This is a genomic window from Streptomyces sp. NPDC004065, from assembly GCF_044903565.1.
Lineage (GTDB): Bacteria > Actinomycetota > Actinomycetes > Streptomycetales > Streptomycetaceae > Streptomyces.
This window is the reverse complement of record NZ_JBJDQT010000003.1, coordinates 141,259-165,956: the sequence shown is the minus strand read 5'-3', so window position 1 is coordinate 165,956 and position 24,698 is coordinate 141,259. Positions and strand designations below refer to the sequence as shown.

The 24,698-nt window shown below is 74.0% G+C and carries 22 protein-coding genes and 1 pseudogene; 12 read left to right on the top strand and 11 right to left on the bottom strand.

What is annotated here, in order from left to right; translation table 11 throughout:
• The first annotated feature begins 14 nt into the window (after positions 1-14).
• Positions 15-506, top strand: a complete 492-nt coding sequence (locus tag ACI2LW_RS06940; RefSeq protein ID WP_404730102.1) for a MarR family winged helix-turn-helix transcriptional regulator — start codon at positions 15-17, stop codon at positions 504-506.
• Positions 503-949 (top strand): MarR family transcriptional regulator, encoded by a 447-nt coding sequence (locus ACI2LW_RS06935; protein WP_404730101.1) that lies wholly within the window; start codon positions 503-505, stop codon positions 947-949. Before ACI2LW_RS06940 ends, ACI2LW_RS06935 begins: the two co-directional genes overlap by 4 nt.
• A gap of 4 nt (positions 950-953) precedes the next feature.
• Here ACI2LW_RS06935 and ACI2LW_RS06930 read toward each other — a convergent pair whose 3' ends face one another.
• Positions 954-2,465 (bottom strand): glycoside hydrolase family 71 protein, encoded by a 1,512-nt coding sequence (locus tag ACI2LW_RS06930; RefSeq protein WP_404730100.1) that lies wholly within the window; start codon positions 2,463-2,465, stop codon positions 954-956.
• Between the two features lie 372 nt (positions 2,466-2,837).
• Here ACI2LW_RS06930 and ACI2LW_RS06925 point away from each other — a divergent pair, with 372 nt between their 5' ends.
• Together ACI2LW_RS06925 and ACI2LW_RS06920 are read left to right on the top strand one after the other, a co-directional pair.
• On the top strand, positions 2,838-5,561 hold the full coding sequence (locus ACI2LW_RS06925) for a DNRLRE domain-containing protein (RefSeq protein ID WP_404730099.1): 2,724 nt from the start codon (positions 2,838-2,840) through the stop codon (positions 5,559-5,561).
• Between the two features lie 126 nt (positions 5,562-5,687).
• The gene (locus ACI2LW_RS06920) at positions 5,688-6,425 is read left to right on the top strand and encodes a hypothetical protein (RefSeq protein ID WP_404730098.1); all 738 of its coding nucleotides are present in this window, start codon (positions 5,688-5,690) and stop codon (positions 6,423-6,425) included.
• Positions 6,426-6,491: 66 nt separating this feature from the next.
• Here ACI2LW_RS06920 and ACI2LW_RS06915 read toward each other — a convergent pair whose 3' ends face one another.
• Together ACI2LW_RS06915 and ACI2LW_RS06910 are read right to left on the bottom strand one after the other, a co-directional pair.
• Entirely contained in the window at positions 6,492-7,307 is an 816-nt protein-coding gene (locus ACI2LW_RS06915) for an SAM-dependent methyltransferase (RefSeq protein WP_404730097.1), read from the bottom strand.
• A complete protein-coding gene (locus ACI2LW_RS06910) occupies positions 7,304-7,729 on the bottom strand; it encodes a hypothetical protein (protein ID WP_404730096.1) in 426 nt (141 codons plus the stop codon). The genes ACI2LW_RS06915 and ACI2LW_RS06910 overlap by 4 nt, the downstream gene beginning before the upstream one ends.
• Before the next feature lie 427 nt (positions 7,730-8,156).
• On the opposite strand from ACI2LW_RS06910, the pseudogene ACI2LW_RS06905 reads away from it, so the two are divergent.
• Positions 8,157-8,539: pseudogene (locus ACI2LW_RS06905) on the top strand (aldo/keto reductase); the annotation flags it as partial.
• Between the two features lie 284 nt (positions 8,540-8,823).
• Here ACI2LW_RS06905 and ACI2LW_RS06900 read toward each other — a convergent pair.
• Positions 8,824-9,936 carry an aminotransferase class V-fold PLP-dependent enzyme gene (locus ACI2LW_RS06900; protein WP_404730095.1) on the bottom strand — a complete coding sequence of 371 codons (1,113 nt, stop codon included), beginning with the start codon at positions 9,934-9,936 and terminating at the stop codon, positions 8,824-8,826.
• Between the two features lie 804 nt (positions 9,937-10,740).
• Here ACI2LW_RS06900 and ACI2LW_RS06895 point away from each other — a divergent pair.
• From ACI2LW_RS06895 to ACI2LW_RS06885, 3 genes are read left to right on the top strand one after another with little or no spacing between them, the layout of a single operon-like run.
• Complete coding sequence (locus ACI2LW_RS06895) at positions 10,741-11,190, top strand: group 1 truncated hemoglobin (RefSeq protein WP_404730094.1); 450 nt, start codon at positions 10,741-10,743, stop codon at positions 11,188-11,190.
• A gap of 7 nt (positions 11,191-11,197) precedes the next feature.
• Positions 11,198-12,370 (top strand): globin domain-containing protein, encoded by a 1,173-nt coding sequence (locus ACI2LW_RS06890; protein ID WP_404730093.1) that lies wholly within the window; start codon positions 11,198-11,200, stop codon positions 12,368-12,370.
• The gene (locus ACI2LW_RS06885) at positions 12,367-13,179 is read left to right on the top strand and encodes a DivIVA domain-containing protein (RefSeq protein WP_404730092.1); all 813 of its coding nucleotides are present in this window, start codon (positions 12,367-12,369) and stop codon (positions 13,177-13,179) included. Before ACI2LW_RS06890 ends, ACI2LW_RS06885 begins: the two co-directional genes overlap by 4 nt.
• Positions 13,180-13,365: 186 nt before the next feature.
• Here ACI2LW_RS06885 and ACI2LW_RS06880 read toward each other — a convergent pair whose 3' ends face one another.
• On the bottom strand, positions 13,366-13,746 hold the full coding sequence (locus ACI2LW_RS06880) for a hypothetical protein (RefSeq protein ID WP_404730091.1): 381 nt from the start codon (positions 13,744-13,746) through the stop codon (positions 13,366-13,368).
• Positions 13,747-13,955: 209 nt separating this feature from the next.
• Between ACI2LW_RS06880 and ACI2LW_RS06875 the strand changes: the two genes are divergently transcribed.
• Complete coding sequence (locus tag ACI2LW_RS06875) at positions 13,956-15,200, top strand: cytochrome P450 (RefSeq protein WP_404730196.1); 1,245 nt, start codon at positions 13,956-13,958, stop codon at positions 15,198-15,200.
• On the opposite strand, the gene ACI2LW_RS06870 is transcribed toward ACI2LW_RS06875, so the two are convergent.
• From ACI2LW_RS06870 to ACI2LW_RS06850, 5 genes are read right to left on the bottom strand one after another with little or no spacing between them, the layout of a single operon-like run.
• On the bottom strand, positions 15,201-16,559 hold the full coding sequence (locus ACI2LW_RS06870; RefSeq protein WP_404730090.1) for a cytochrome P450: 1,359 nt from the start codon (positions 16,557-16,559) through the stop codon (positions 15,201-15,203). It lies immediately after the preceding gene.
• Positions 16,556-17,206 (bottom strand): GTP-binding protein, encoded by a 651-nt coding sequence (locus ACI2LW_RS06865; protein ID WP_404730089.1) that lies wholly within the window; start codon positions 17,204-17,206, stop codon positions 16,556-16,558. Before ACI2LW_RS06865 ends, ACI2LW_RS06870 begins: the two co-directional genes overlap by 4 nt.
• A complete protein-coding gene (locus ACI2LW_RS06860; RefSeq protein WP_404730088.1) occupies positions 17,184-17,543 on the bottom strand; it encodes a DUF742 domain-containing protein in 360 nt (119 codons plus the stop codon). Before ACI2LW_RS06860 ends, ACI2LW_RS06865 begins: the two co-directional genes overlap by 23 nt.
• Positions 17,540-17,953 (bottom strand): roadblock/LC7 domain-containing protein, encoded by a 414-nt coding sequence (locus tag ACI2LW_RS06855; protein ID WP_404730087.1) that lies wholly within the window; start codon positions 17,951-17,953, stop codon positions 17,540-17,542. Before ACI2LW_RS06855 ends, ACI2LW_RS06860 begins: the two co-directional genes overlap by 4 nt.
• Positions 17,950-19,314, bottom strand: a complete 1,365-nt coding sequence (locus tag ACI2LW_RS06850; RefSeq protein WP_404730086.1) for an ATP-binding protein — start codon at positions 19,312-19,314, stop codon at positions 17,950-17,952. The genes ACI2LW_RS06855 and ACI2LW_RS06850 overlap by 4 nt, the downstream gene beginning before the upstream one ends.
• Before the next feature lie 298 nt (positions 19,315-19,612).
• Here ACI2LW_RS06850 and ACI2LW_RS06845 point away from each other — a divergent pair, with 298 nt between their 5' ends.
• The 3 genes from ACI2LW_RS06845 (at position 19,613) to ACI2LW_RS06835 (ending at position 23,748) form a co-directional block, all read left to right on the top strand.
• Positions 19,613-20,629 carry an AraC family transcriptional regulator gene (locus ACI2LW_RS06845; RefSeq protein ID WP_404730085.1) on the top strand — a complete coding sequence of 339 codons (1,017 nt, stop codon included), beginning with the start codon at positions 19,613-19,615 and terminating at the stop codon, positions 20,627-20,629.
• Between the two features lie 196 nt (positions 20,630-20,825).
• Complete coding sequence (locus ACI2LW_RS06840) at positions 20,826-21,185, top strand: CU044_2847 family protein (protein ID WP_404730084.1); 360 nt, start codon at positions 20,826-20,828, stop codon at positions 21,183-21,185.
• 10 nt (positions 21,186-21,195) lie between these two features.
• Entirely contained in the window at positions 21,196-23,748 is a 2,553-nt protein-coding gene (locus ACI2LW_RS06835) for a trypsin-like peptidase domain-containing protein (RefSeq protein ID WP_404730083.1), read from the top strand.
• A gap of 70 nt (positions 23,749-23,818) precedes the next feature.
• Here ACI2LW_RS06835 and ACI2LW_RS06830 read toward each other — a convergent pair whose 3' ends face one another.
• Positions 23,819-24,556, bottom strand: coding sequence for a flavodoxin family protein (locus ACI2LW_RS06830; RefSeq protein ID WP_404730082.1), 738 nt, complete (start codon positions 24,554-24,556; stop codon positions 23,819-23,821).
• Between the last annotated feature and the right edge of the window lie 142 nt (positions 24,557-24,698).

Below are 24,698 nucleotides of genomic sequence, written 5' to 3'. Positions count from 1 at the left end.
TGTACGGTATTGCCATGAGCTCAGCAGCGGAGAGCGCCACGCCCGGATTCCTCGTGTGGCGCCTGTCGATGAAGTGGCGGGTGGCCGTCGACCGGGCGGTCGGTCCGCTGGGCCTGACCCACGCCCAGTACGCGCTGATGGCGTCGCTGTACGGCATGCAGCGCTCCGGGCTGCGGCCCAGCCAGCGCCGCCTCGCCGACCACACCGGGCTGGAGCCGCTGTACGTCTCCAAGCTCGCCCGCGCGCTGGAGGCCGGCGGGCTGCTCGCCCGCACCCGGGACCCGGACGACCCGCGCGCCATGCGGCTGTCGCTCACCGGGCAGGGCCGCGACGTCGCACGCCGTGCGATCGGCGTGGTCCAGGGCCTGCTGGACCAGATGCTCGAGCCGCTCGGCGGACAGGACAGCCCGCGTACCCGCCAGTTCGTCCGCGAGCTGGCGACCCTGCTCGACGCACCCCTCGATCCGTACGCCCAGGAAGCAGACCACGACAAGGAGCAGCCATGACCACCACCGAGCCCGCCCTCGACGGCCGGGTCGTTGCCCTGGCGCACCACGCCGCACGAGCCCTCCTGGAGGGCGTGCTGGCCCGCCACGGCATGACGTTCCACCAGAGTGTGACCCTCCGGTCCGTCGTGGCCGCGGGCGGGACCAGGGACGGCGACGAGCTGGCCGCCGACGTCACCGGCTCGCTGAAGACCGAGGAGTCCGTCGTCCGCGCCGCGATGGCGGAGCTGACGGCCGCCGGGCTGCTGGAGGCGGACCCGCAGCACGTGTCCGCGGTGCGGCTCACGGACACCGGACGGCGCCGGTACGAGACCACCACCGCCGAGACCGCCGAGATCTCCGCCCGGCTGTACGACGGAATCCCGGCCGGGGACCTCGCGGTGGCGGGCCGTGTGCTGACGCTGATCACACGGCGCGCGAACGCCGAACTGGCCGGCGTCTGAGGGATCAGCGGCGGCTGGAGACCGCGTAGTACTGCAGGTCCTGCACGGCGACCGTGCGCCGGACCGGGAAGCGGGTCGTGACGGAGGCGACGGCGGCCCCCGCGCGGCGGACCACGGCCTCGGTGCGGCCGGGAGCCAGCGGCAGGTACTGGGCGTGCACGCCGATCGGGGCACGGCAGGCGTGCGGGACGGCGCCCACGCGTGCGGACACCGTGGCCGGCGCGGTCAGGAAGGTCAGCAGCTCCACCTGGTCACGCGGGGGCGCGGTGCCCGGGCGCGGGCGCATCAGCCGGGGCTGCCGTGCGGCGCTGCCGGTGCCGGTGAACTGGACGCGGGAGGTGACGTACACGGTGTCGCGGACGATCCGCGGCCAGGCGCCGGTCTTGAAGCGGGTCAGGTAGTAGGAGGAGATGTCCAGATAGGCGTGGCCGTTGTGCAGCGACGGCGCGAACTGGGTGCCCTCCGAGTAGTCGTTCCAGGTGGTCAGCTGCACCCAGTCGGCGCCGTCGGAGATCGCGTGGTTCCAGGTGGACCGCAGGGTGGCGGTGTTGCCGGCCTCGTCGTAGACACCCTGGTTGGGCCGGGTGTCCTGCACGGACACCGCCTGCATCCACTTCTTGCCCAGCGCGTGGGCGAGCCGGACGTTGCCGGGCACGTCGTCCTGCCGGGTGTAGCTGCGGTTGCCCCAGGACGAGAAGGCGTAACTGACGGGCGCGAACCGCTCGGCGTTGGCGCGGAAGTTCAGGAAGACGGGGACGAGGGCGGTGGCCACGCCGTGCTCGCGCAGACGCGCGGTGACCTGCCGCCACCAGGCGGGCCCGTGTTCCTCGGCCTTGAACGGCGCGACCACGAGGCGTCCGTCGGCCAGACGGTGGGCGGCCGGGGAGGCGGCGAGCACCGCCAGCTGGTCGGCCAGGGCGCGCGGGTCGGTACGCAGGGACGTCATGTCCGGCATCAGCACGATCCTGAAGCCCGGGTCGACCCGGTGCGCGGCGCGCAGCAGCAGGTCGACGCGGTGCCGGTTGGTGCCGGTCAGGGAGAGGATGTCGACGGTGAAGCCGTCCACCCCGGCGTCCCGGGCCGTCCTCACCTCCCGCTCCAGGTTGGCCAGTTCCCAGTCGCCGCGCGAGGGCGGCACCGGCAGCGGCCGGTCGCGCAGCAGCCCGCCGTAGAACGCGTGCCTGCCCTGCTCGCCCTGCGGTGTGAGGTAGTTGCGGGCGTAGTAGTCCCGCTCGGCCGGCCGGTTGTCCAGGGAGAGCGGGTAGGGCGGGAAGTAGTGCGCGAAGACCAGCCGCGGGCTGTGGCGCAGCACCTCGGTGCCCGGCAGGTCGAACGGCAGCGCCGCGGTGTGCCGGTGCTCCGCGCCGCGCGGGCCCACCTCGCGGTCCAGCGCCAGCCCGGTGCCCGCGATCAGCGCGAGCAGCAGCAGACCGGCCAGGGCGCCCAGCGCGGTGCGCCGGCGGCGGCCCGACGGCCTTCGGTGGTGGCGCGCGACTGGAGCGGCCCGATCGGTCATGCTGTCCTCCGCGGACGCCGGTGGCTTCCGGTGCGAACTGTAGTGTGCCGGGCGGCCTGTTGTGCGGCGAACCGCACCCTACGGCCGCTTCGGTGGTGATCGGCCCCGCCTCGTCACCTCCGTACACCGGTGCCGCGACCGCCGCGACGCCGGAACACCCGCCGACCCGGCGGCGCGACAGCCGCGACGTCCGGAACACCCGCCGACCCGGCGGAATTTCCCCCCGGATGAGTCAAGTGCCTCCCATGGGGTGTCATGTACTCGTATGGTTCACGAGACAACAACACGTACGTTCGGGCCTGTTGGATTTGGGGAAATCCGCGGGTCCGTCAAGGCAGGGGCCCGCAGCCGGGCCCCGGAGCCGGGGGGTACATGAGAAGATCCAGGCGGCTGAGCGCCGCCCTCGTTCTGTCCACCACGGCCGGGCTGGGCCTGGTGGCCCTGCCGCAGCCGGCCGCCGCACTGACCCCGCCCGTCGCCTTCACCGCCGACGACCTGCCCACCTGGCAGACCAACGGCGTCGTGTGGGCCCTGGCGGAGGCCAACGGCACGGTCTTCGCCGGCGGCACCTTCTCGCAGGTGCGCCCGCCCGACGGGGCGAGCGGCACCGCCCAGAACGCGGTGAACTTCGTCGCGCTGGACGCGGCGAGCGGCAGTCCCACGTCCTGCAAGCTGTCCTTCACCGTCGGCAGCGGCACCGCGACCGTGCGCGCGCTGGCCGTCTCGCCCGACAAGAAGACCCTGTACGCGGGCGGTTACTTCGGCGCGGTCAACGGCACACCGGTCAGCAGCCTCGCCGCCATCGACATCGCCACCTGCACGCCCAGGGCCAGCTTCCACCCGAGCGTGTCCGCCACCGTGCGGGCGCTCGCCGTCACCGACGACACCGTGTACCTGGGCGGCGACTTCTCCACGGTCGGCGGCAGCGCGCACGCGCGGTTCGCGGCCGTGGACGCCGGCAGCGGAGCGGTCAGGCCGTTCCAGGCCGACGCCGACGAGCCCGGCCGGGCCCTCGCGGTCACCCCGGACGGCGGCAGCGTGATCCTCGGCGGTGACTTCTTCACCGTCAACGGCGCCAACTCCCACGCCCTGGCCGTCGTCGACGCCACCACGGGCGCCAACGTCCGCACCTACCCGGGCTTCATCGAGACCAACTCGGTGGTCAAGACGATCGACACCGACGCCACGGGCTTCTACACCGGCAACGAGGGCACCGGAGGCGGCGTCTTCGACGGACGTATCGCCCTGGACCTGTCGACGCTCGGCCAGCGCTGGCGCGACACCTGCCTGGGCGCCACCCAGGCCGTCAAGTCCTACCAGGGCGTGCTCTACAGCGCCTCGCACGCCCACGACTGCTCCAGCGTGGGCGAGTTCCCCGACGGGCGGCGCCACCACCTGCTCGCCCAGCCGACCACCGGCACCGGCAAGCTGGGCTGGTTCCCGGACACCAACGACGGGCTCGGCGAGGGAATCGGCCCGCGCGCCATGGCCGTCTCCGAGACCGACGGCAACAAGTACATGTGGGTCGGCGGCGAGTTCACCACCGTCAACGGCTCGCCCGCCCAGGGCCTGACCCGCTTCGCGGCCTCCCCGGACACCGGTGCGCCGACGGTGCCGGTGGCCGGCGCCGACTCGGTGCGGCCGACCGAGGTCCAGGTCCGCTGGCGCGCGAGTCTGGACACGGACGACACCAGACTGACGTACAAGGTCTACCGCAACGGCGGCTCCACACCCGTCCACACCGTGGAGGGCGACTCCGTGGAGTGGTCGCGCCCGCAGCTGTCGTTCACCGACACGGACGTCACGGCCGGCTCCACCTACACCTACCGGGTGACCGCCACCGACGGCGCGGGCAACACCTCCGCGCTGTCCGCCGCGGCCACGGTGACGGTGCCGGCCTCCGCCCAGAAGTACCCCTCGAAGGTGCTCGACGACGGCGCGGGCCTGTACTGGCGCTACGACGAGTCGACCACGCCGTTCGTCGGCGACTCCTCGCCCGCCGACCAGAACGGCGTGCACTTCAACGGCGCCTCGCTGAGGCAGACCCCGGCGGCCGTGACCGGCCCGTCCACCGCCATCGGCTTCAACGGCAGCAACCAGCTCGTCTACAGCGACAAGCGCACCACGGTGCCCAGCCGGTACTCGGTCGAGACCTGGTTCCGGACCACCACCACCCGGGGCGGCAAGCTGATCGGGTTCGGCAACAACACCACACGGGCCAGCGGGAACTACGACAAGCACGTCTACATGCGCAACGACGGCCGGCTGGTCTTCGGCGTGTGGACGGGCACCGCCCGCACCATCACCTCGCCGGGCAGCTACAACGACGGTTCCTGGCACCACGTCGTCGCCACCCAGGGCCCCTCCGGGATGGTCCTGTACGTCGACGGCGCCCAGGCCGGCACGCTGGCCGAGACGAGCAACCAGGCCTACCAGGGGTACTGGCACGTCGGCGGCGACAACCTCAACGGCTGGCCGAACCGGCCCACCAGCGACTACTTCGCCGGGCAGGTCGACGAGACCGCGGTCTACCCGTCGGTGCTGAGCGCGGCCCAGGTGCAGAGCCACTACACCCTGGCCTCGGCCCCGGCCGACAGCGTGCAGACCGTGAGGGCGTCCGAGGACACGTACGTCAACGCCGGTGCCGCCGGCACCAACTACGGCACCTCCACCTCGCTGGCGGTCCGCGGCAGCGCGGCGTACGAGACGTATCTGCGCTTCGACCTGCCGTCCGCGCCGGCCGGGACGGTGCTCAAGAGCGCCCGGCTGGCGGTGAAGACCACGACGCTGAGCAGCGCCGGGAGCACGGACGACGTCTCCGTGCGGCCGGTCACCGGCAGCTGGACGGAGACGGGAACGACCTACACCTCCAGGCCCTCCCTGTCGTCGTCCGTGATCGGCACGCTGGGCGGGGCCACCGACGTCTCGGCGGTGTACTCGGCGTCGCTCGACACCGCGGCGCTCTCCCCGGCCCTGGGCGGCAGCTACGACCTGGCGCTGACCAGCGCCGGGACGGACGCCCTGTGGCTGTGGTCCAGTGAGGCGCCGGCCGCGGAGAACACCCCGCAGCTGGTGCTGACCTTCGGGGCGCCGTAACGGGCCCCACCCCTTCCCGTGCGGGGCACCGGACCGAGCTCCGGTGCCCCGCACCCCTCCCGCCCTGCCCGCGGCCCGCCGCGGGCCGCTCGTCACCCATGGCCCATCGGGGCCGCAGGAGCCCGTATGCGCACTTCCACTTCCCGGACTCTGCGGCGCGGCGCCGGCACCGTCGCCCTCGCCGCGTTCCTCGTACTCACCGGCTGCTCCTCGCACGGCGGCACACACGCCGGGCCCGAGCCCACCCGCGGCATCTCCGACGACCAGGCCGCCGCCGTGCCCGAGGACGGGGCGAGCCCCGCGCCGGGGGCGACCGCTACAGACCCGGACGGCCCGCCGGCGTCCTCCAAGAAACCGAAGAACGGCAAGGGCAGCAAGCAGGAGGTCCTGCCCGACGCCCGACTCACCCCCGCGACCGGATCCTTCACCGCCAAGGAGAAGAAGTACCTGCACGGCCGGGTGCCCCGGAACATCGACCCCGCCGCCGTGCTCCAGGCCGGGCAGGAGACCTGCCAGCGCATGGAGCGCACCGCCGCCCACGACAAGGACGCCGCCGTCGGCGCGATCATCACCGACGAGGTGCCGTCCGCGGAAGCCGCGATCAGCCAGCTCTGCCCGGACCTCAAGCCGCTGCTGACCACCGCCGCGACCGGCTTCGCCGACGGCACCCGCAAGAACCCGGAGCCGGGCGCCTACCGGTCGCTGACCACCGCCACCGGCTGCACCTGGAAGGCGCTGGGCGCGGACGGCAAGGTCCTGGCGTCCGGTCCCGGCCCGGCCGGCGGGAGCAGGATCACCGCCAGGATCCCGGCCGGCACCCGCACCTTCGTCTCGTCGGGCTGCTACGCCTGGCTGCCGAAATAGCCGGAACGGGCGGGGCGCCGGGGGCACTCTCCTCAGGGGGAGCCCCGGCGCCACCGGGGCGTTCCGCTACGGCTTCCGGGCCAGCCCGGCGGCGATCAGCCGCTCCCAGACGGTGAGTTCGCGGCCGCCGCCGGCCCACGGTCCGTCGACCGTGTCGGGCCGCCACAGCGGGGCGGGGACGATCCCCGGGTCGAGAATCTCCAGACCGTCCAGCAAAGCCGCGATCTCCGCGTCGGTGCGCCACCTCCCGCGGCCGAAGGTCTCCTGGAGGACCTTCTCGGCCTCCACCGTCTCCGGGTTGTTGCCGGAGCGGAAGTGGCTGACGAAGAAGTAGCTCCCGGAGGGCACTTGGTCGCGCCAGTAGCGGACGATGCCGGCCGGGTCCTCCTCGTCGTTGACGTGGTGCAGGATCGCGCTGAACATGACGGCGACGGGCTGCTCGAAGTCGATCAGCTGCCGGGTGTCGGGGTGGGTGCGGATGTCCTCGGGCTTGCGCACGTCGGCCGGAACGACCCGGGTCCGGTCGTTCTCCTCCAGCAGCGCCCGCCCGTGGATCAGCACCTGGGGGTCGATGTCGACGTAGACGACCCGGGACTCGGGGGCGTGCCGCTGCGCGACCTGGTGGACGTTGTCGGCGGTGGGCAGGCCGCTGCCGAGGTCGATGAACTGCCGTACACCGGTGCTGGTCGCGATCTCCTTCACCGCCCGGGTCAGCGCCGCACGGTTGGCGAAGGCGATCGCCACCGAACCGGGCAGGTCGCGTTTGAAGACCTCGCCGATCTCCCGGTCCACGGCGTAGTTGTCCTTGCCGCCGAGGAGGTAGTCGTACACGCGGGCGATACTGGGCTTGGTGGGGTCGATGGAGGAGCCTTCAGCCGTCATGGCCGCCATCTTCCCCCCGGTAACGGCCTGTTGACCAGCGCTTCGGGGAACCTCGGCACCGCCTGGGCCGCCGCGGCGATGACGGCGGCCCCGGCGATGGCGACGTCGACGCGGGCGTGCACGACCAGACGGGTGCCGTGACCGGCGGCACCGGCCTCGAGCCTGCGCCGCGCGGGGGCGTCGTGCGTGGCGACCGCCATCACCGCTCCGAGACGATCGCACAAGCGGTGGGCGTCCAGGACGGCGCCCACCACGGCAGGCGACACCGCCGCGCGGTCGAGGACGACGACGACAGAGGCCGGCCGGTACGCCTGGAGCAGGTCGGCGATCCGCGAGGCCGGCTGGGACCGCTCGTCCGTACCCGGATCGTCGTGCACGGTGATGACCAGCACTCCCTGCTGGAGTGCATGAGAGAGCGACACGGCCCCGGCCTCCCTTCCGTCGCCGGTCGGACACCGTTCGGATACCCGGTGCACGATGCGCGATGCACGCTGCCTGAGGCGGCACGCGCGGCCGCCCGGACGCCCTGCACGTCCCGGACACCCCGAGACGCCGCGGACGTCCCGGACGCGAGGCGACGCCACGCGGCGGGGCGGTGCGGGCGACGCCACGGGGCGGGGGCGGTACGGGCTTGCGTTCGGGCAGCGGTCGGCAAGGACGGGTACGGCCGCGCCGACAGGCCGCACGAGCGGGAGACCTGCCGCCCGCGGCGGCGACCGCGTGCCGAGAGCCCTCCCGCCCGTGCGTAGGAGTCCCGTGTCCCGGACCACAGGCCCCGCCGCCGACGACGCCGGCCGCCGTCCGGCCGGTCACGCCCCCGAAGCGACGGGCGTCCTCGGCCGCAGCGGCGTGCAGGTCACCGCCCTCGGCTTCGGCGGCGCCGCGCTCGGCAACCTCTGCACGCCCGTGGGCGAGGAGGAGGCGCACGAGGCGGTGGCCGCCGTCTGGAGCAGGGCGTCCGCTACTTCGACACCGCTCCGCACTACGGCCTCGGCCTGTCCGAACGGCGCCTGGGGGCCGCCCTGCGCGGGTACGACCGCGCCTGCCGCACCGTCTCCACCAAGGTCGGCCGCCGCCTGGAGCCGGGCGACGGGGACGGGGACGACCTCGCGCACGGGTTCGCCGTCCCGGCCACGCACCGCCGGGTCCCGGACTTCAGCGCCGACGGCGTCCGCCGCTCCCTGGACGCCTCCCTCGGCCGGCTCGGCCTGGACCGCGTCGACGTGGTCTACCGCTGATCTCGCGAGAGTGCCCCGGCCTCCAGGCCGGGGGTGAATCGCATCTCTGACCTGCTCTGACCTCAGCCGTGGGCACGGGTCCGCACTGTCTGCCCGCGCCCACAGCCGGCCGCGCTCGGCGGCCGAACTCCGCGACTGCGCCGCGCAGTTCCGCACGCCCGTCCCGGCTGCCTGCCGGCAGGAACTGCGGGAGAGCGGCATGCTGCCCACGGAGCCGTGACGGCGACGCCGGCCGCACGGACGGCGGTGGCGCCCCCGAGGCCGGCCGGGTCGGCGCGTCAGCCGCCCAGCGACGCCAGCGCGGCGGCGACCCGTTCGCACGCCTCGGGCGGGGTCGAGGCGTGCGGCGACAGCCGCAGCGAGTCCTCGCGCACGGTCGCCGTGACACCCTCGGCGTGCAACGCCTTGGCGACGAGCGACGGATCGCGGCCGGGCACCGTGAAGGAGAGGATGCCCGCGCGCCGCGCCGGTTCGGCGGGGGAGAGGACCCGTCCGCCGAAGCCGGCGACCACGTCGGTCAGTTCGGCCACCCGCGCGGCGATCGCCGCCTCGATCGCCGCCACGCCGTACCGCTCGACGAGGTGCAGCGCGGCGGCGAACGAGGCGGCGGCGACCGGGCTGAGATGGGTGATCGACCAGCGTCGCGCGTCCGGGGCGGGCGGGTGCTCGGCTCCGTCGAACAGGCCGGCGTCCTGCACGCCCGTCCAGCCGGTCAGCACCGGCTCCAGCGACTCCAGCGCCCGGTCGGACAGCGTCGCGAAGCCGGTGGCCCAGCCCGCACGCAGCCACTTCTGACCGCCCGCGACCAGCACGTCGGCCGCCTGCCACGCCATGTCGGCCACCCCGAAACCCTGGATGGCGTCCACGATCAGCAACCGGTCCCGGCCGATCGCCTCGCGCAGCGCCGCCAGGTCGGCGCGGAAGCCGGTGCGGAAGTCCACGGCGCTGACGGACACGGCGACGACGTCGTCGGTCAGCGCGGCACGGACCAGGTCGGGGGTGACCCCGCCGCCGGGCGCCGGGTCCAGCCAGCGCGGTACGACCCGGCCGAGGTCCGCGGCACGGCGCCACGGATAGTGGTTGGCGGGGAAGTCGGTGCGCGGCGCGAGGACCACCCCGGCACGCATGCCGAGAGCGGCGTGGAACAGGCCGGTGGACGCGTTCGGCAGCAGCACGGTGTGCCGGGCGTCGGAGCCCGCGAGACGGGCGGCCGCGTCCCGGGCCGCCTCTTCCGCGCGCATCAGAGCGTCGACCGTGGTGTGACCGGCCCGGGCGGACTGCTCCATGGCCCGCGCGGTGGCGGCCACGGCGTCCCGCGAGGGGGGACCGAACCGGGCGAAGTCCAGGTAGCCGGCGGGCGTGTCGAAATGGGCTGCGTACGACGTGAGCACGGGGCTCGTCCTTCCGAGGCGGTGCGGATCCGGCGGTGCGGCGCGGCCCCGGCGAAGACCCGTCGCGCCCCGCGCGGACCGGCGTTCCGCCGTCGACCGCGTGTGCGCCACCTTCGCCCGTACAGTACGGCACCGCGGCGGGCGCCGGCGCGCACGGCCCGCGCGGTGGCGGCCGCGGCGTCCGGCGAGGGCGGGCCGGCGCGGGCCCGCCCGGGTCTCTTCCGGCCGTATGCGGAGCGGTTCCCGGCGCACCCGGCGACCGGCGTGCTCGGCGGCAGAGTGGCCCATGCCGGCGGCTCGTGCAATATGGCGGTTCTCACTTCGGCCCTCCCAGGCCGCCCGTTCGCCGCCCGGCACGGCGGACTCGCCGCCCCCGCTCCGGCCGCACGCCCACCGGATTGGCCAACTCCCCCCTGGCCACAGCGGTGTTGTCCGCTTCGGACGGCGACCGGCCCCACCGCTCGGATCCGGCCAACCCCCGCCGGGCCCCCCGCACAACCAGGCTTGCGACCCGCCGTCCCATTACGACAGGATCACCGGCGATCGCTCCCAGTGACGGGATGCCGACTCCGCGCGCCCCGCCCCGCACACCGGTACACGACGGGCAAACCCACCTGAAGTGCCGGCCCGCTGGGACACCGGCGTCACCCGACCGCCGACGGCGGGCGCAGCGGAGCCCCGGCAGGCGGCCGGCGATCCGGACCGCGGCCGGACCGGCCGGAGGCGAGCAGGAGAGCACACGCACACGGGGATGAGGCACACCGGCGTGCCGCCGTTCGACGACCACGGATGAGGAAGGCGCAAGTGACGGACACCACGCAGCCCGAGGCTGCCACCACGCACCCGCAGGAGCCGGCCGCGGACCGGCCGGGAACGGCCTACTACCAGCGGATCGGCGGCGCCCCGACCGTCAGGACGGTCGTCGACGACCTCTACTTCCACGCCTTGCGGGACGAGCAGCTGTCCCCGTACTTCGCCGGCACCGACCTGTCCTCGCTCAAGCGCCACATGGTGCTGATGCTGACCAAGGTGCTCGGCGGGCCGGACACCTACACCGGACGGGGCCTGGCCGAGGCCCATCAGGGGCTGGACATCACCGGGGAGCACTACGAGCGGGTGGGGCACGTCCTGCTGGACGTGCTGAGGCAGAACGGTGCCGGAGCGGACGTCATAACGCACGTGTCCGGGGTACTGGCCACGGTCCGCGAGCAGGTCGTGCGGCAGCCCGGCGACGAGCCGGCACGGGAAGCCTGACACGGTGATGGACGCTCGCCGCCTGCAGGAGAGCTGGAACCTGGTCGCCGGCCACGGCGACCAGGTACCGCTGTTCTTCTACTCGACGCTGTTCTTCACCCATCCCCAGACCCGGGACATGTTCCCGATCGGCATGGCGGGGCAGCGCGACAAACTCTTCACCGCGCTGGGCACCATCGTGTCCCGCGTCGACCGCGTGGACGACCTCGTGCCGTACCTCGGGCAACTCGGCCGGGACCACCGCAAGTTCAGCGTGACCGCCGACCACTATCCCGCGGTGGGGGCCGCGCTGCTGGCGACGCTCGCCCACTTCCTGGGCCCGCGCTGGACGGAGGAGCTGGCCGCCGACTGGCAGGCGGCCTACGAACTCGTGGCCAAGGTCATGGCCGAGGCCGCCGAGAAGGCCGCCGCCGACAGCCCGCCCTGGTGGGACGCCGAGGTGATCAGCCACGAACGGCGCACCCTGGACGTGGCCGTACTGACCGTCAAGCCCACCTACCGACTGGAGTTCCGGCCCGGCCAGAGCCTGTCGGTCGAGACCCACCTGCGCCCCGGACTGTGGCGCTACTACAGCCCGGCCAACGCGCCGCGTCCGGACGGCGGCATCGAGCTGCACGTCCGCATGGTGCCGGGCGGCCCGGTCTCCTCCGCGCTGGTGCACGGCGTCCAGGTCGGCGACGTGCTGCGCCTCGGCGCCCCGGTCGGCGACCGGCTGACCCTCGACCCGGACGGCGACCGGCCGCTGCTGCTGCTCGCCGGCGGCACCGGGCTGGCGCCGATGAAGGCCCTCATCGGGCAGCTGGCCGGGCAGCCGGGCGGGCGGCCGGAACGCACGGTGACGCTCGTGGCCGGCGCACGCACCGACCACGACCTGTACGACTGGGCGGCGCTGGAGCACCTCGCCAAGTCCCACCGCCGCTGGCTGACCGTCACCCCGGCCGTCTCCGAGGTGGCCCTGGGCCCCCAGGAGCGCGGCACCGCGGTGGAGGTGGCCCTGCGCCTCGGCCGCTTCACCGACCACGAGGTGTACGTGTGCGGTTCCGACCAGATGGTGCGCGACTCGGCGCAGCGCCTCGCGCAGTGCGGCGTGCCGGCCGAACGCATCCGGTTCGAGTCGTTCACCGGCCTGGGCGGCGAGCAGTACGGCATCGCGTTCCACGGGAAGGACTTCGAGGCATGAACCCGCCCCACCACCAGGCCCAGCGCCGGCTGACGCCCGAACAGGTCCGCACCAAGCGGTTCACCCGCACCCCGATCGGCCGGCGCGGCCTGAGCGAGGAGGAGGTCGGCCGGTTCATGCTGCGGGTCGCCGACGAGATCGCGGCACTGCACCAGGACGTGGCCGGGCTGTGGGCCGAGAACGACCGTCTGCGCAACTTCTACCGCGACCGCGGCGAGCGGACGGACGGCCCGGACGGCGGCGACGCCAGGCCGGTACTGCAGCGGCAGCCGACCGTGGAAGCGGTCAACCTGCTCTCCCGCGCCCAGCAGCAGGCGGACTCGCTGATCGCCCAGGCCCGCGAATACGCCCGGCAGGTCGCCGACCAGGCCCGGCGGCAGTACCACGACGTACTGCGCCAGGCACAGCAGCAGGCCCAGCGGGAGGCCGAGCGGGCCGTACTCCAGTACCGGGCCCGCGCCGGCACCCACTACTCCGCCGAGTTCGAGGAACTCGAACGCCGGCTGGCCTGGGCGCGCGCCTTCCTCGACGCCATCCAGTCCGTGGAGACGCAACTCAAGTCCGCGCGCGAGGCCCTGGCGTACGAGGTGGAGAAGCTCGCCGGGGCGGGCGGCCCCGCCGCGCCGCCCGCCGTGCCGCACGCGCCGGCCCACCGGCGGCCCTCGTACACGCCCGAACGGATCCAGGGCCCCTCTCCGGAGCGGCCGTACACCCCGGAGGCGGGCGGCCCGAGCGCCATCACCGGCACCGGCACCGGCACAGGCACCAGCACCGGCACCGGCACAGGCACTGGCACCGGCACCCGCTGAGCCGGCCGGCCGCCGGGTGCCTGCCGCACGCCCGGCGGCCCGCGCCTGCCGCACGCCCGGCGGCCGGCCCGCGGATCGGTCACGGCCGGCCCGTGGTTACGGTCACGGGCGGCCATCCGGTCACGGCCGCCCCGTGGATTCGGTCACGCGGGCAGCCATCCGGGCACGGGCGGTCCGCCGATCCGGTCACGGCCGGCCGGTGGCCGGGAACTCCTCGGGCGGGAGCGCCGCGCGCAGAGCGGCGTGCAGCACGGGCGCCGCGGTCAGCTCACGGCCGCGGGTCGCGGGCACCTGCCAGTACAGGCCGGGGCCGGCCGTGCGGTGCGGCGGGGGCACCGCCACGTAGGAACCCGGGCCCAGGACGGTCACGCGCGGCAGTCGCCAGCCGGCGGCGTCGCCGCGGGGGACGAGCCAGTACAGGATGCCCCCGTAGCCGTCCCTGATCACGGCTCCCGTCGCGTCCCCCAGGTGCCGCAGCGCGCGCAGACCGGGTCCGAGCGGCACGCGGACGGCGTCCCACCAGTCCCCGGCGGCCAGGGTCCGTACCTCGACGCCGTGCGCCGGCAACCATCGCGGTACCCCTCTGCCTGTCATCGCACCCACCGGCTCTCCCGTCCGACACACACCGACCCTAGGGCGCACACGGTGTCGTCGACTTGCCCCCGCGCGCAGGGGAGTTGTGCTCGTGCGCAGCGCGCGCCGGGCGGTCTCGCCAGACACGTTACGCCCGAGTAGCTTCACCGTTCGTACCGGTGTCCGAGCGCCAGGAGGCTGCGGTGGAAGACCCCCGACCCTTAGTGATCGACCCGACCGGACGCGACATCCACGGCGAGGCCGACCGGATGCGCGCACGCGGACCGGTGACCCTCGTCGAACTCCCGGGCGGAGTCCGGGCGTGGGCCGTCGGCGCGCCCGAACTCCTCAAGCGCCTGCTCGTGGATTCCCGGGTCTCCAAGGACCCGCGCCGGCACTGGACCCGGTGGATCGAGGGCGGGATATCCCCCGACTGGCCCCTGTACACCTGGGTGGCGGTGCGGAACATGTTCACCGCCTACGGCGGCGAGCACCGGCGGCTGCGCGCCCTGGTCTCCAAGGCGTTCACGGCCCGCCGCACGGCGGCGCTGCGGCCCCGCATCGAAGCGATCACCAAGGCCCTGCTGGACGACATCGAGGAGGCCGGGCGGCGCGGGGGAGCCGTCGACCTGCGCGAGTCGTTCTGTTATCCGTTGCCCATCCAGGTGATCAGCGAGCTGTTCGGTCTGCCGGAGGAGCAGGGAGCGGAGCTGCGGGCGGTGGTGGACGGCGTCTTCCACACCTCCGCCACCCCGGAGCAGGTCACCGAGAACCAGGCCCGGTTCTACGCGGCGCTCGGCGAACTCGTCGCCCTCAAGCGGCGTTCACCGGGCGACGACCTGACCTCGGCGCTGATCGCCGCGCGCGACGGCGAGGACGGTACGGGGCTGAGCGAGCAGGAACTGCTGGACACCCTGGTCCTGATGGTCAGCGCCGCCCATGAGACCACCGTCAACCTCATCGACAACGCCATCCACCTCCTGCTCGCCCACCCCGCCCAGCTCGCCCACGTCCGCGCGGGCCGTGCCTCCTGGGACGACGTGATCGAGGAGGTGCTGCGGGTGGACGCGCCCGTGGCCAGCCTGCCGCTGCGCTATGCCGTGGAGGACCTGGAGATGAGCGCGTTCGGCGGACCGGACGGCGTGGTGATCCGCAAGGGCGAGGCGATCCTCGCCGCCTACGCCGCCGCCGGGCGCCACCCGGACAGGTACGGCGAGACCGCCGCCGTCTTCGACGTCACGCGCGGTGACAAGGAGCATCTCTCCTTCGGCCACGGGGTCCACTTCTGTCTGGGCGCGCCCCTGGGGCGGCTGGAGGCCCGGGTCGCGCTGCCGGCCCTCTTCGGCCGCTTCCCCGGGCTCCGGCTCGCCGTCGACAGCGCGGAGCTGACGCCGGTCGACTCCTTCATCTCCAACGGCCACCGGGCGCTGCCGGTCCACCTGTCCTGATCAGTCCCCCCGCCACCAGGCCCGCAGCCGGGCCGCCCAGCCACGCCGGGCACCGCCGGCCGCGGGCGCCGTGGCGGACGGTCCGGGGCCGTGGGCGGGCCCGGCCACGGCGGAGCCTTCGTCGAGCGGCGCGGGCCCGCCGACCACGGCGGCCGGCGGGAACTCCACGGGCAGCGCGACCAGTGCCCGGTGGAAGGGCCCCGGCCGCCAGGCCAGCTCCTCGGCGGGGACGGCCAGTTCGGTCTCGGGCAGGCGGTCGAGCAGTTTCTCCACCGCGGTGGCCGCGATCAGGCGGGCCGGGCCCTGGGCCGGGCAGTTGTGCGGGCCCGCGCTCCACGCCAGGTGCGCCCGGTTGCCCGTCCGCCGGTCCGCCGCCAGGGCCGGGTCGGTGTTCGCGGCGGCGAGCGAGACGACGACGGGACAGCCCTCGCGCAGACTCACCCCTTCGTACACGACGTCGTGCACCGGGTAGTGGACGGCGTAGTTGGCCATGGGCGGGTCGGTCCACAGCACTTCGTCCAGGGCGTCCTCCACCGGCAGGCTGCCGCGCGACAGACTGCCCCCGAACCGGTCGTCGGCGAGCAGCAGCCGCAGGGCGTTCGCGATCAGGTTCTGCTGCGGTTCGGTGCCCGCGCCCATGAGGAGCACGAGGGTGTGGACCATCTCCTCGTCGGTGAGCTCGGCCGGGTGGGCCATGAGCCAGGACGTCACGTCGTGCCCGGGCCGCTCCCGCTTGAGGGCGACGAGGTCCAGCAGTGTCGTGGCGAGCAGGCCGTTCGCCTTCTCGGCGTCCACCCCGTCGAAGATGCCGGACATCCCCTCGACCAGCCGGTCCCCGTAGTCGGCCGGGCAGCCGAAGAGGCGGTTGAACACCAGCAGGGGCAGCACCCGGGCGTAGTCGCCCAGCAGATCGGCCCGTCCGGCGGGCGCGACGCGGTCGATCAGGGTGTCGGCGCACGTCTCGACGTAGCCGCGGAGGGTGGCGGGACTGACCCGGGCGAGGCTGTCGGTGATGGCGCCGCGCAGCCGGCGGTGCTCGGCGCCGTCGGTCCACAGCGCGTTCGGCCGGTACATCATCATCGGTACGACCGGGCTGTCCGCGGGTACGGCGCCGGCCGCCAGCTCGCGCCAGCGGCGGGGGTCCTTGGAGAAGGTCCCGGTGCCGCGCAGCACGTGCAGGGCGGCCTCGTAGCCGACGACGAGCGAGGCGCGCACGCCCGGTGCCAGCTCGACCGGGGCGATCGGGCCGTGCTCGCGCAGCCGCCGGTAGGCGGCGGCCGGATCGGCGGCGAAGCCGGCGCCGTAGAGCGGCTCGTGGGCCGGGCGGACGGGCGGTGGCTGGGGTGGGAGGGAGGTCACAGGTGCTCCAGGTGGCCGGTGGGGACGTCCCCGTCCGGGCGGGACCCGGGGCGGGGGAGGGTCAGGAGGTACTCGACGAGACGGATCAGGGCCCGGGTGGACGAGACCCGGTCGCGTGCGTCGCAGCGGACGAGGGGGGTCTCCGGGAGCAGGTCGAGGGCCTCGCGGACCTCGTCGAGTCCGTGCGCGGGCGCGTCGTCGAACTGGTTCAGCGCGACCGCGTAGGGCAGGCCGAGTTCCTCCAGCACGCCCATCACCTCGAACGACAGGCCGAGGCGGCGGATGTCGGCGAGGACGAGCGCGCCGAGCGCCCCCCGTGTCATGTCGTGCCACAGCGGGGCGAAACGCTGCTGACCGGGGGTGCCGAACAGGTACAGCACGAGACGGTCGTTGAGCGTGAGCCGGCCGAAGTCCAGGGCCACGGTGGTGGTGGTCTTGTCCGTCAGGCCGGCCAGGTCGTCGACCAGGGCGCCGGCCTGCGTCATCACCTCCTCGGTGCGCAGCGGCCGGATCTCGGAGAGTGCACCGACGAAGGTGGTCTTGCCGACCGCGAAGTGGCCCACGACCAGCAGCTTGACGGCGGTGTGCACACCGGGCGGCAGGTGGACGCCGGCCGCGGCGGGTTCAGAGGCGGGCACGGAGCCCATCGAGCACCTCCTGGAGGATTCGGGCGTCGGCCGGCCGGGCGGCGGGGACCGGCGCGCGGGTGACGAGGTGACCGCTGTCCATGAGGTCGGCGATCAGGACCTTGGTGACGCTGACCGGCAGGCCGAGGTGGCCGGCCACCTCGGCGACGGACAGGGCGCCGGGCCGGCACAGCCGCATCAGCCGGCGTTTCTCCGGGTTCAGGCCGGCCAGGGGCCGGTCGTCGGTCACGACCAGCAGCGTGACCAGGTCCAGGGTGTTGCGGGTGGGGTGCGCACGGCCGTCCGTGACGACGTACGACCGCACCAGCCGGTCCGCGGGGTGGCGCCGGGCGGTCATGCCGGGCTGCCGGCGTCCTGCCGGGCGGGACTGGTCAGCTCCTGGCCGAGCCGGTCGACGAGTTTGTGCATGCGGTAGGTGACCGCCTCCATGTCCACGTCCTCGCCGGTGGAGACCGCGAGGTAGGCGCCCTCGCCGGCGGCGACCAGGAAGACGTAGCCGCTCGCGAACTCGATCAGTGTTTGGCGCCAGGGGGTGTGCGGGCTGCCGCAGAACTCCGCCGTGCTGCGGCTGATCGACTGCACGCCGGACAGTCCCGCGGCCAGCCGTTCGGCGTCGTCGCGGCCGATGTCCTGCGAGTGCGCACGGAGCATTCCGTCGGCCGAGAGCAGGATCGCGTGCCGTGCGTGCGGCACGTTGAGCACCTCGTCCAGCATCCAGCCCAACGTGTTGTTGGCGGGCCCGGTCATTTCTCGCTGTTCCCTTCGTCTGCGTGGGCGGTGGACTGCGCGGTCCGGCCGGAGCGGGTGCCGCGGGCGAAGGCGCCCATACGACGGGCGTTCTCCTCGGCCGAGCGGCCCCCGACCTCCACGGCGGGCCCGGCCGCGGGCTCCACGGCCGCTTCCCGCAGGGAGCGGCGGCGGCGCCTGGGCAGGCCACCGGGGGTGGTCGGCTCCCGGTGCCCGGGGGCGGGGGACCGGGAGGGCACCAGATCGGGTGTGGGCGTGTGCTCGCCGGTGGGCGCGGGCGCCGTGGCGGGGGCGTGGGGGGCGGGGGTGAGGGAGGCGGGGGTGGTTCCGGGGGCGGCGGCCGGGCCGGTGCCGTCAGCGGTGTCCGTGGGGGTCAGCAGCCCGGACGGCAGGAGCACCACGGCGCGTACGCCCCCGTAGGGGGACAGGGTGTCGACGCAGACGCTGAAGCCGTAGCGCCCGGCGAGCACGCCGATGACGGCGAAGCCGAAGCGGGGCGGATCGCCCAGCCGGGTGACGTCCGTCGTGCGCCTGCCGGAGAGCAGTTCGGCGGCTGCCTCGACCGCCTGGCTGTCCATGCCCACACCCGCGTCGTCGATCACGACGCAGGCGCCGTTGTGCACGGACTGAACCGTGACTTCGACGGTGGTGTGCGGCTGGGAGTGGCGCGCCGCGTTGTCGAGCAGCTCGGCGATCGCGAGCACCACGGGCTCCACCGCCCGGCTCCGCACGGCGACGCCGATGTCTCCGTTGACGCGGACGCGCCGGTAGTCGCGGATGCGGGAGGTGGCGCCGCGGACGACCTCGACGAGCGCCGAGGCGGCGCGCCGGCGCCCGGGCCAGGAGCCGCAGAGCACGGCGACGGCCTGGGCGCGCCGGCCGAACTGGGCGTTGGTGTGGTCCACTTCGAGCAGGTCTCGCAGCACGTCGGGGTGATCGTGCCGGTCCTGCATCCGGGCGATGGACACCTGCTGTTCGTTGGCCAGGGCCTGCAGGGAGCGCATCGAGGCCTTCAGGGCGGTCTGCGCGGACAGGTCGGCGCGCGACCGCGCGTGCTCGACGGCCGCGGCGAACCGGTGCAGCACGTCCTCGAGCCGGGCCGCGAAGTCCGTGCCGGCCAGGCGCGCCTCGAGCAGGCCGGTCTGCGGCGCCGTCCCGTCGCCGGCGTCCTCCACGGCGGGCAGCCGGACGGCGAGCAGGTGACGCAGCTCGGCGTCCCGCGCCCGCAGGCCGTGGGAGAGTTCCGCGTTGCGCCGGCGCTGGCGGGCGGTGATGCCGTGCTGACGCACGAGCAGGACGACGGCGGTGAACAGGCCAAGGGCCAGGCACCAGGACACGGCCTCCGGTATCCGATCGGTCATGGGGGTCCTCAAGGGCGGGCGGGTCGACGGGCGCTCGACGGTAGCGGCGCCCTCACCCGGCGCACTTGCGCGCACACGCAAGGAAGTTGCCGCGAGGCGCACACGCGCCCCGGAGCGCGGTCACCGGCGGACGGTCTGTCGCCCACATGCCAGTGGCATGTGCCAAAAGCCTTCCGCCGCTCCCGGACACCGCTTGCTGCCCCTATGGTGACCATGTGTAACCAGCCCGTGGACGCACGGGAGTTCTGGGCTGCCACGCACACACCGCCGGAAAACCCGTCGCAGCGGAGGAGTCACGTTGCCCACGGGGCCTTACATCCTGGAGTCGCAGACCACGGGCGAAGTGGACCCGCGTGAGCGGGCCGACTTCTGGAGCGAGCACATCGCCTCCTACCAGCCCCGCATGGGGTACCGCTATGCGTGCCCCGACGACTTCCGCGGCGCGACGGTCCGCCAGCGCAGCCGCACCTACCAGCTCGTCCGGTTCTGGTCGGACCCGGTCGAGTACCACCGGACCGCCCAGCACGTACGGCAGGACCCGGACGAGGACTACCGCCTCCTCCTGCCCGTCGAGGGGCACATCGTCCTGCGGCAGAACGACGAGGTGGCGCACCTTTCCCCGGGGTCGGCCGCCCTGGTCACCTTCGGCGATCCCTTCCAGTGCCGGCAGCAGACCCGGGCTCTCGCCTACATCTTCACCATCCCCGCGCGTGAGGTGGACGGCCCGCTGAACCGGAGGTCACCGCTGGCCACCGGGGTGGACCTGACCAGGGGGCTGGGCGGGGTGGTCGGGTCCATGATCAGCGGCCTGCACGAGGAGCGCCACGCCCTGACCGACGCGCAGTTCGACGCCGTCTCGGACCGGATCGTCGAGCTGCTGTGCATGCTCGTCTCGGGCGACGACCGTCCCGACGCCCCCGGCCATCTCGGCGAGGTCGAGGCACTGGTCCGGCGCCATGTGCGCGACCACGCGGCCGACCCCGGCCTGACCGGGGCGTCCATGGCCCACGCGCTGGGCTGGTCGCTGCGGCAGATCCAACTGGCCCTCCAGCGCGTGGGCACCACCCCACGTGAGCTGATCCGGGAGGAACGCCTGCGCCTGGTGCGCGACCGCCTCCAGTGCGCCGAGTGCGACCACATGACGATCACGGAACTCGCCCACGCCTCGGGGTTCTCCTCGGCCAGCGCGATGAGCACGGCGGTCCGCCGGCGCTTCGGCGTCAGCCCCCGGGAGATCCGCCACCGGGCCCGGGAGACCGCCACCGCGCGGCCGGACCGGCGGGAGCCGTCCGCGAACGGGGACCGCCCGGCATGAGTTGGGGGCCCGCCCGCTATGAGGGGGGACCGCCGGGCATGAGCGGGGGATCCGCCCGGCACGAGCGGGGGACCGCCCGGCATGAAGGGGGCCGCCTTCCGGTGGGATTCCACCGACGGAAACGTGTCTGTGGTGTTACGTTGAGTATCCACCGCCTCGTGACGAGGCCGGGACGCTCGACGGGTGGGGGACGCCGGTGTCAGCAGGGCCAGTTGTGCGTGTGCCGTTGGACGGGGGCGGCTCGATCCTTGTGCAGGCCGAGCCGGCCGACGCGTCGGCCGGACCGGTCATGGCCGGGCGAACGGCCGACGCGATACGCGAGTTGCCGCACAGCCTGCAGAGCGCGATCGGTCCCGTCACCGCCATGGCGCGGGCGGTGCTGGACGAGTTCCGGCGGGCGCGGCCCGACAGCATGGAGATCGAGTTCGGCGTCGATCTGGCCGCGCAGGCGGGGGCGGTGATCGCCAAGAGCGAGGCGGGCTGCCATCTGAGGGTCACCCTGACCTGGAACGCCGCCGAGAGCGCCGCCGACGGCGCCGGTGAGAACCCGGACTGAGGTGGAACCCGTGATCGCGTCCTCCGCGGACGGAAACCCTGTAGCGTCCGGGCCCCCCGGGCGCGGCGGTCCGGCCGCCGCGGTGGCACAGGTCCTCACCCGCGCGGGCACGGTCGCCGGGGCCGGCTTCCTCGTCCCGGGCGGGGCCGTGGTCACCTGCGCCCATGTCGTGCTGGAGGCGGGGTGCGGCCCCGGTGACGAGCTGCCGCTGCGCTTCCCGCAGGCCCTCGGGACGCCTCAGGTCACCGGGACGGTGCTGACGGGGCCCTGGCGGGCACCGCAGGACGAGGACATGGCCGTCGTCCGGCTGGCCGGGCCCCCGCCGTCGGTTCCGGCCCTGCTGGTGGGGCTCGCGAGCGGGGCGGAGGGGCGGCCCGCCTGGTCGTTCGGCTTCCCCGGCTCGACCTTCGCCGGCGGTCACGAAGGCACGGCGGTGGCGGGCGGTCCGCTGCGCGTCCGGGACCACTGGGTGCTCCAGCTGCACGAGGCGAACACCGTCGCGCGGGGATTCAGCGGCGGCCCGGTCGTCGACGTCCGGACCGGCCTGGTGATCGGCATGGTGACCGCGCTGCCGGGAGCCGACCCCCACCAGCGGGGTCTGAACACCGCGTACGCGACGCCCGGAGAGATCCTGCGCGAGGTGTGGCCCGAGCTGGAGCCGGAGGAGGCCTGCCCGTACCAGGACTTCCGCGCGTTCACCCGGGACAGCGCGCGCTGGTTCCACGGCCGTGACCGGGCGAAGGGGCAGCTGCTGCGCCATCTGGTGGGCGGGCGGCGCGGGGTGCTGCTGCAGGGGCCTTCCGGATCCGGCAAGTCGTCCCTGGTGCAGGCGGGTGTGCTGACCGCTCTGCCGCCGGGCTGGCGGCCGGTCGTCGTCCGCCCGGAGCGCGGCCTCACGGCCGGCCTGGAACGCGAGGGTCTCCAGGGAGCCGCCGACGGCATCCTCGCCGCGGCCGAGAGGTTCCTGGCACGGTCCGCCGACAGCCGTCATCTGCTGCTGGTGATCGACCAGTTCGAAGAACTGCTCACATCCCCCGGTCCCGGCGACGGCACGCCGTCCGGGGCCGACGAGGACCTCGCCGTGCTGCGGCAGCTCACCGAGCTCGTCGAGTCCTGCGCCCCCGTCACCGTACTGCTCGTCATGCGCAACGACTTCTATCCGCGACTGGCCGACCGGGCGCCGAAGCTGCTGGAGGCCGTCAAGCCCGTCGTCGACATGCCGCCCACGCTGACCTCGGGCGAACTGCGCGACATCATCACCGAGCCCGCCGCGGACGCCCGGCTGTGCTTCGAGGAGGGACTGCCGCAGACGATCCTCACCGAGGTCCTGTCGGGCGGCCGGTACGACACCGGCCCCGACGAGGTCCGCGCCACCGTGCTGCCGCTGCTGGAGAAGACGCTGACGCTGCTGTGGGAGCGCCGCACCGACAACCTGCTGACGCACACGGCCTACGCCGAGGTCGGCCGGTTCGGCGGCAGCCTGGCCCAGTGGCACGACGGTGTGCTGCGCCAGCTGGACGAGCGTCAGAAGGCGGTCGCCCAGCGCGTCCTGGCCCTCCTGGTGCGCCACGACCGGACGGGGCAGAGCCTGGACACGCGCAGACCACGCGGTGTCGAGGCGCTGCGCGCGATGGTCTGCGGTCCGGCCGCGGACGAGGCCACGGTGGACCAGGTGCTGGCCGTACTGACCCGGGAACGGATCATCACCGTCCGCTCCCCGGAGGGACCCGGGCAGGAAGCCGCGCCCGTGGCCGAACTCGTCCACGACCTGCTCATCGACAAGTGGCCCCGGCTGCGCCAGTGGAGCGCCCGGTACGCCGAGTACGACGCCTGGCTGGACCACGCCCTGGAGCGGGCCGGCCGGTGGCGCGGCTCCAGGAACCGCGGCGACCTCCTGCAGGGAACCGACCTGGCGCTCGGACAGCGGTGGCGCCGTGAGTTCGGACTGCCCGGGCCGGCCGAGGAGTTCCTGCGCCGCAGCGAACGCCAGCGGTACTGGCGCCGGCTGCAGGCCGTCTCCGCCCTGTCGGCCGTACCCGTCGCCGTCCTCGTCGCCCTCGGAGTGATCGACATCGGCATCGGCCCCCCGGGTGGCCCCGGCGGGCCGGCCGCGTCGGCGAGCGCCTATCCCGGGACCGCCGAAGGAGCCAGGGCCCTGCTGGTGAAGGCCGGTGCGGGCAGCGACTTGAGCCTGGTGGACTCCCTGCGGCCCACGCACGAGGACTACCGGACCGTGTTCCAGCCGCAGTTCGCCGAACGGGCCGAGCGCTTCTACCGGACCGCGCCGCCCCTGCCGCTCGGGCCCTGGGCCAAACCCCAGCAGACCGTGCTGCAGATGTGGTCGGCCACCACCGACGAGATCCGGACCGGGACCGCGCCGTCCCTCTCGGCGTTCCCCGGTGGCTACGCGCAGGTCAAGGACGCCTTCAGACCGGGCCTGACCGTCTACCGCTGGAAGTACACCGAGCCCGGTGAGCCGTACGGCATGGCCTACGACGGCCTGGTCTTCGTCAACGGCCACTGGGCACTGTTCCCGAAACCCTGGCTCGTCCCGAAGTCCTGAGCGGCCGCAGCCGACGTACCGCGGCGCCACGAGCCGGCCGGCCGTCCCGCCGTCCCGCACGCCGGTGCCGCTACCGGTGCTCGGGGTTCTCGTAGTCGTGGCGGCAGCCCGCGTCCCAGGCGGTGCGCTGGTTGCCGTAGGCCGGAATGCCGCCGAGATCCTTCAGCGCCCGGGCCAGGTGCAGCAGATTCCAGGTCATGAACGTGGTGTTGCGGTTGGTGAAGTCGTTCTCGGGACCGCCCGAACCGGGATCCAGGTAGGAGGGTCCCGGGCCCGCCTCGCCGATCCAGCCGGCGTCCGCCTGGGGCGGGATCGTGTACCCCAGGTGCTGCAGGCTGTAGATGATGTTCATGGCGCAGTGCTTGACACCGTCCTCGTTACCGGTGATCAGGCAGCCGCCGACCCGGCCGTAATAGGCGTACTGGCCCGCGTCGTTGAGCAGGCTGGAGCAGGCGTAGAGGCGTTCGATCACCTTCTTCGTCACGGAGCCGTTGTCGCCCAGCCAGATGGGGCCGGCCAGGATCAGGATGTCGGCCGCCATGACCGTGCGGTACAGCTCCGGCCACGCGTCGCTCTCCCAGCCGTGCTCCCTCATGTCGGGCCACACGCCGGTCGCGATGTCGAGGTCCACCGCCCGTACCACGTCCACCGCCACGCCCTGGGCCTCCATGATGGCGGTGCTGCGGTCGATCAGGCCCTGGGTGTTGCTCCGCTCGGGCGAGCGCTTCAAGGTGCAGTTGATCACCAGGGCGCGCAGATCGTCGTAGTGGGCCGGCGGCGCGTCGGCGGCGGGCGAAGAAGCGGTCACACGGTCCTCCCTGAACCTTCTGCTCGCACCACGGCGCGAGGCATGTCCACATCCGCCAATCAGCGTGCGGGCCGGCCACGGCAGGCGCCACCGCAACACCCCCAAGGGGACCGGCGCCGAGCACGAGCCCGGACGGCGCACC

What these genes read in the sequence shown, in the direction of transcription:
- ACI2LW_RS06940 (WP_404730102.1), top strand. Translation starts at nt 15, where the DNA reads ATGAGCTCAGCAGCGGAGAGCGCCACGCCCGGATTCCTCGTGTGGCGC.
- ACI2LW_RS06935 (WP_404730101.1), top strand. Translation starts at nt 503, where the DNA reads ATGACCACCACCGAGCCCGCCCTCGACGGCCGGGTCGTTGCCCTGGCG.
- ACI2LW_RS06930 (WP_404730100.1), bottom strand. Translation starts at nt 2,465, where the DNA reads ATGACCGATCGGGCCGCTCCAGTCGCGCGCCACCACCGAAGGCCGTCG.
- ACI2LW_RS06925 (WP_404730099.1), top strand. Translation starts at nt 2,838, where the DNA reads ATGAGAAGATCCAGGCGGCTGAGCGCCGCCCTCGTTCTGTCCACCACG.
- ACI2LW_RS06920 (WP_404730098.1), top strand. Translation starts at nt 5,688, where the DNA reads ATGCGCACTTCCACTTCCCGGACTCTGCGGCGCGGCGCCGGCACCGTC.
- ACI2LW_RS06915 (WP_404730097.1), bottom strand. Translation starts at nt 7,307, where the DNA reads ATGACGGCTGAAGGCTCCTCCATCGACCCCACCAAGCCCAGTATCGCC.
- ACI2LW_RS06890 (WP_404730093.1), top strand. Translation starts at nt 11,198, where the DNA reads ATGGACGCTCGCCGCCTGCAGGAGAGCTGGAACCTGGTCGCCGGCCAC.
- ACI2LW_RS06885 (WP_404730092.1), top strand. Translation starts at nt 12,367, where the DNA reads ATGAACCCGCCCCACCACCAGGCCCAGCGCCGGCTGACGCCCGAACAG.
- ACI2LW_RS06865 (WP_404730089.1), bottom strand. Translation starts at nt 17,206, where the DNA reads ATGGGCTCCGTGCCCGCCTCTGAACCCGCCGCGGCCGGCGTCCACCTG.
- ACI2LW_RS06860 (WP_404730088.1), bottom strand. Translation starts at nt 17,543, where the DNA reads ATGACCGCCCGGCGCCACCCCGCGGACCGGCTGGTGCGGTCGTACGTC.
- ACI2LW_RS06855 (WP_404730087.1), bottom strand. Translation starts at nt 17,953, where the DNA reads ATGACCGGGCCCGCCAACAACACGTTGGGCTGGATGCTGGACGAGGTG.
- ACI2LW_RS06850 (WP_404730086.1), bottom strand. Translation starts at nt 19,314, where the DNA reads ATGACCGATCGGATACCGGAGGCCGTGTCCTGGTGCCTGGCCCTTGGC.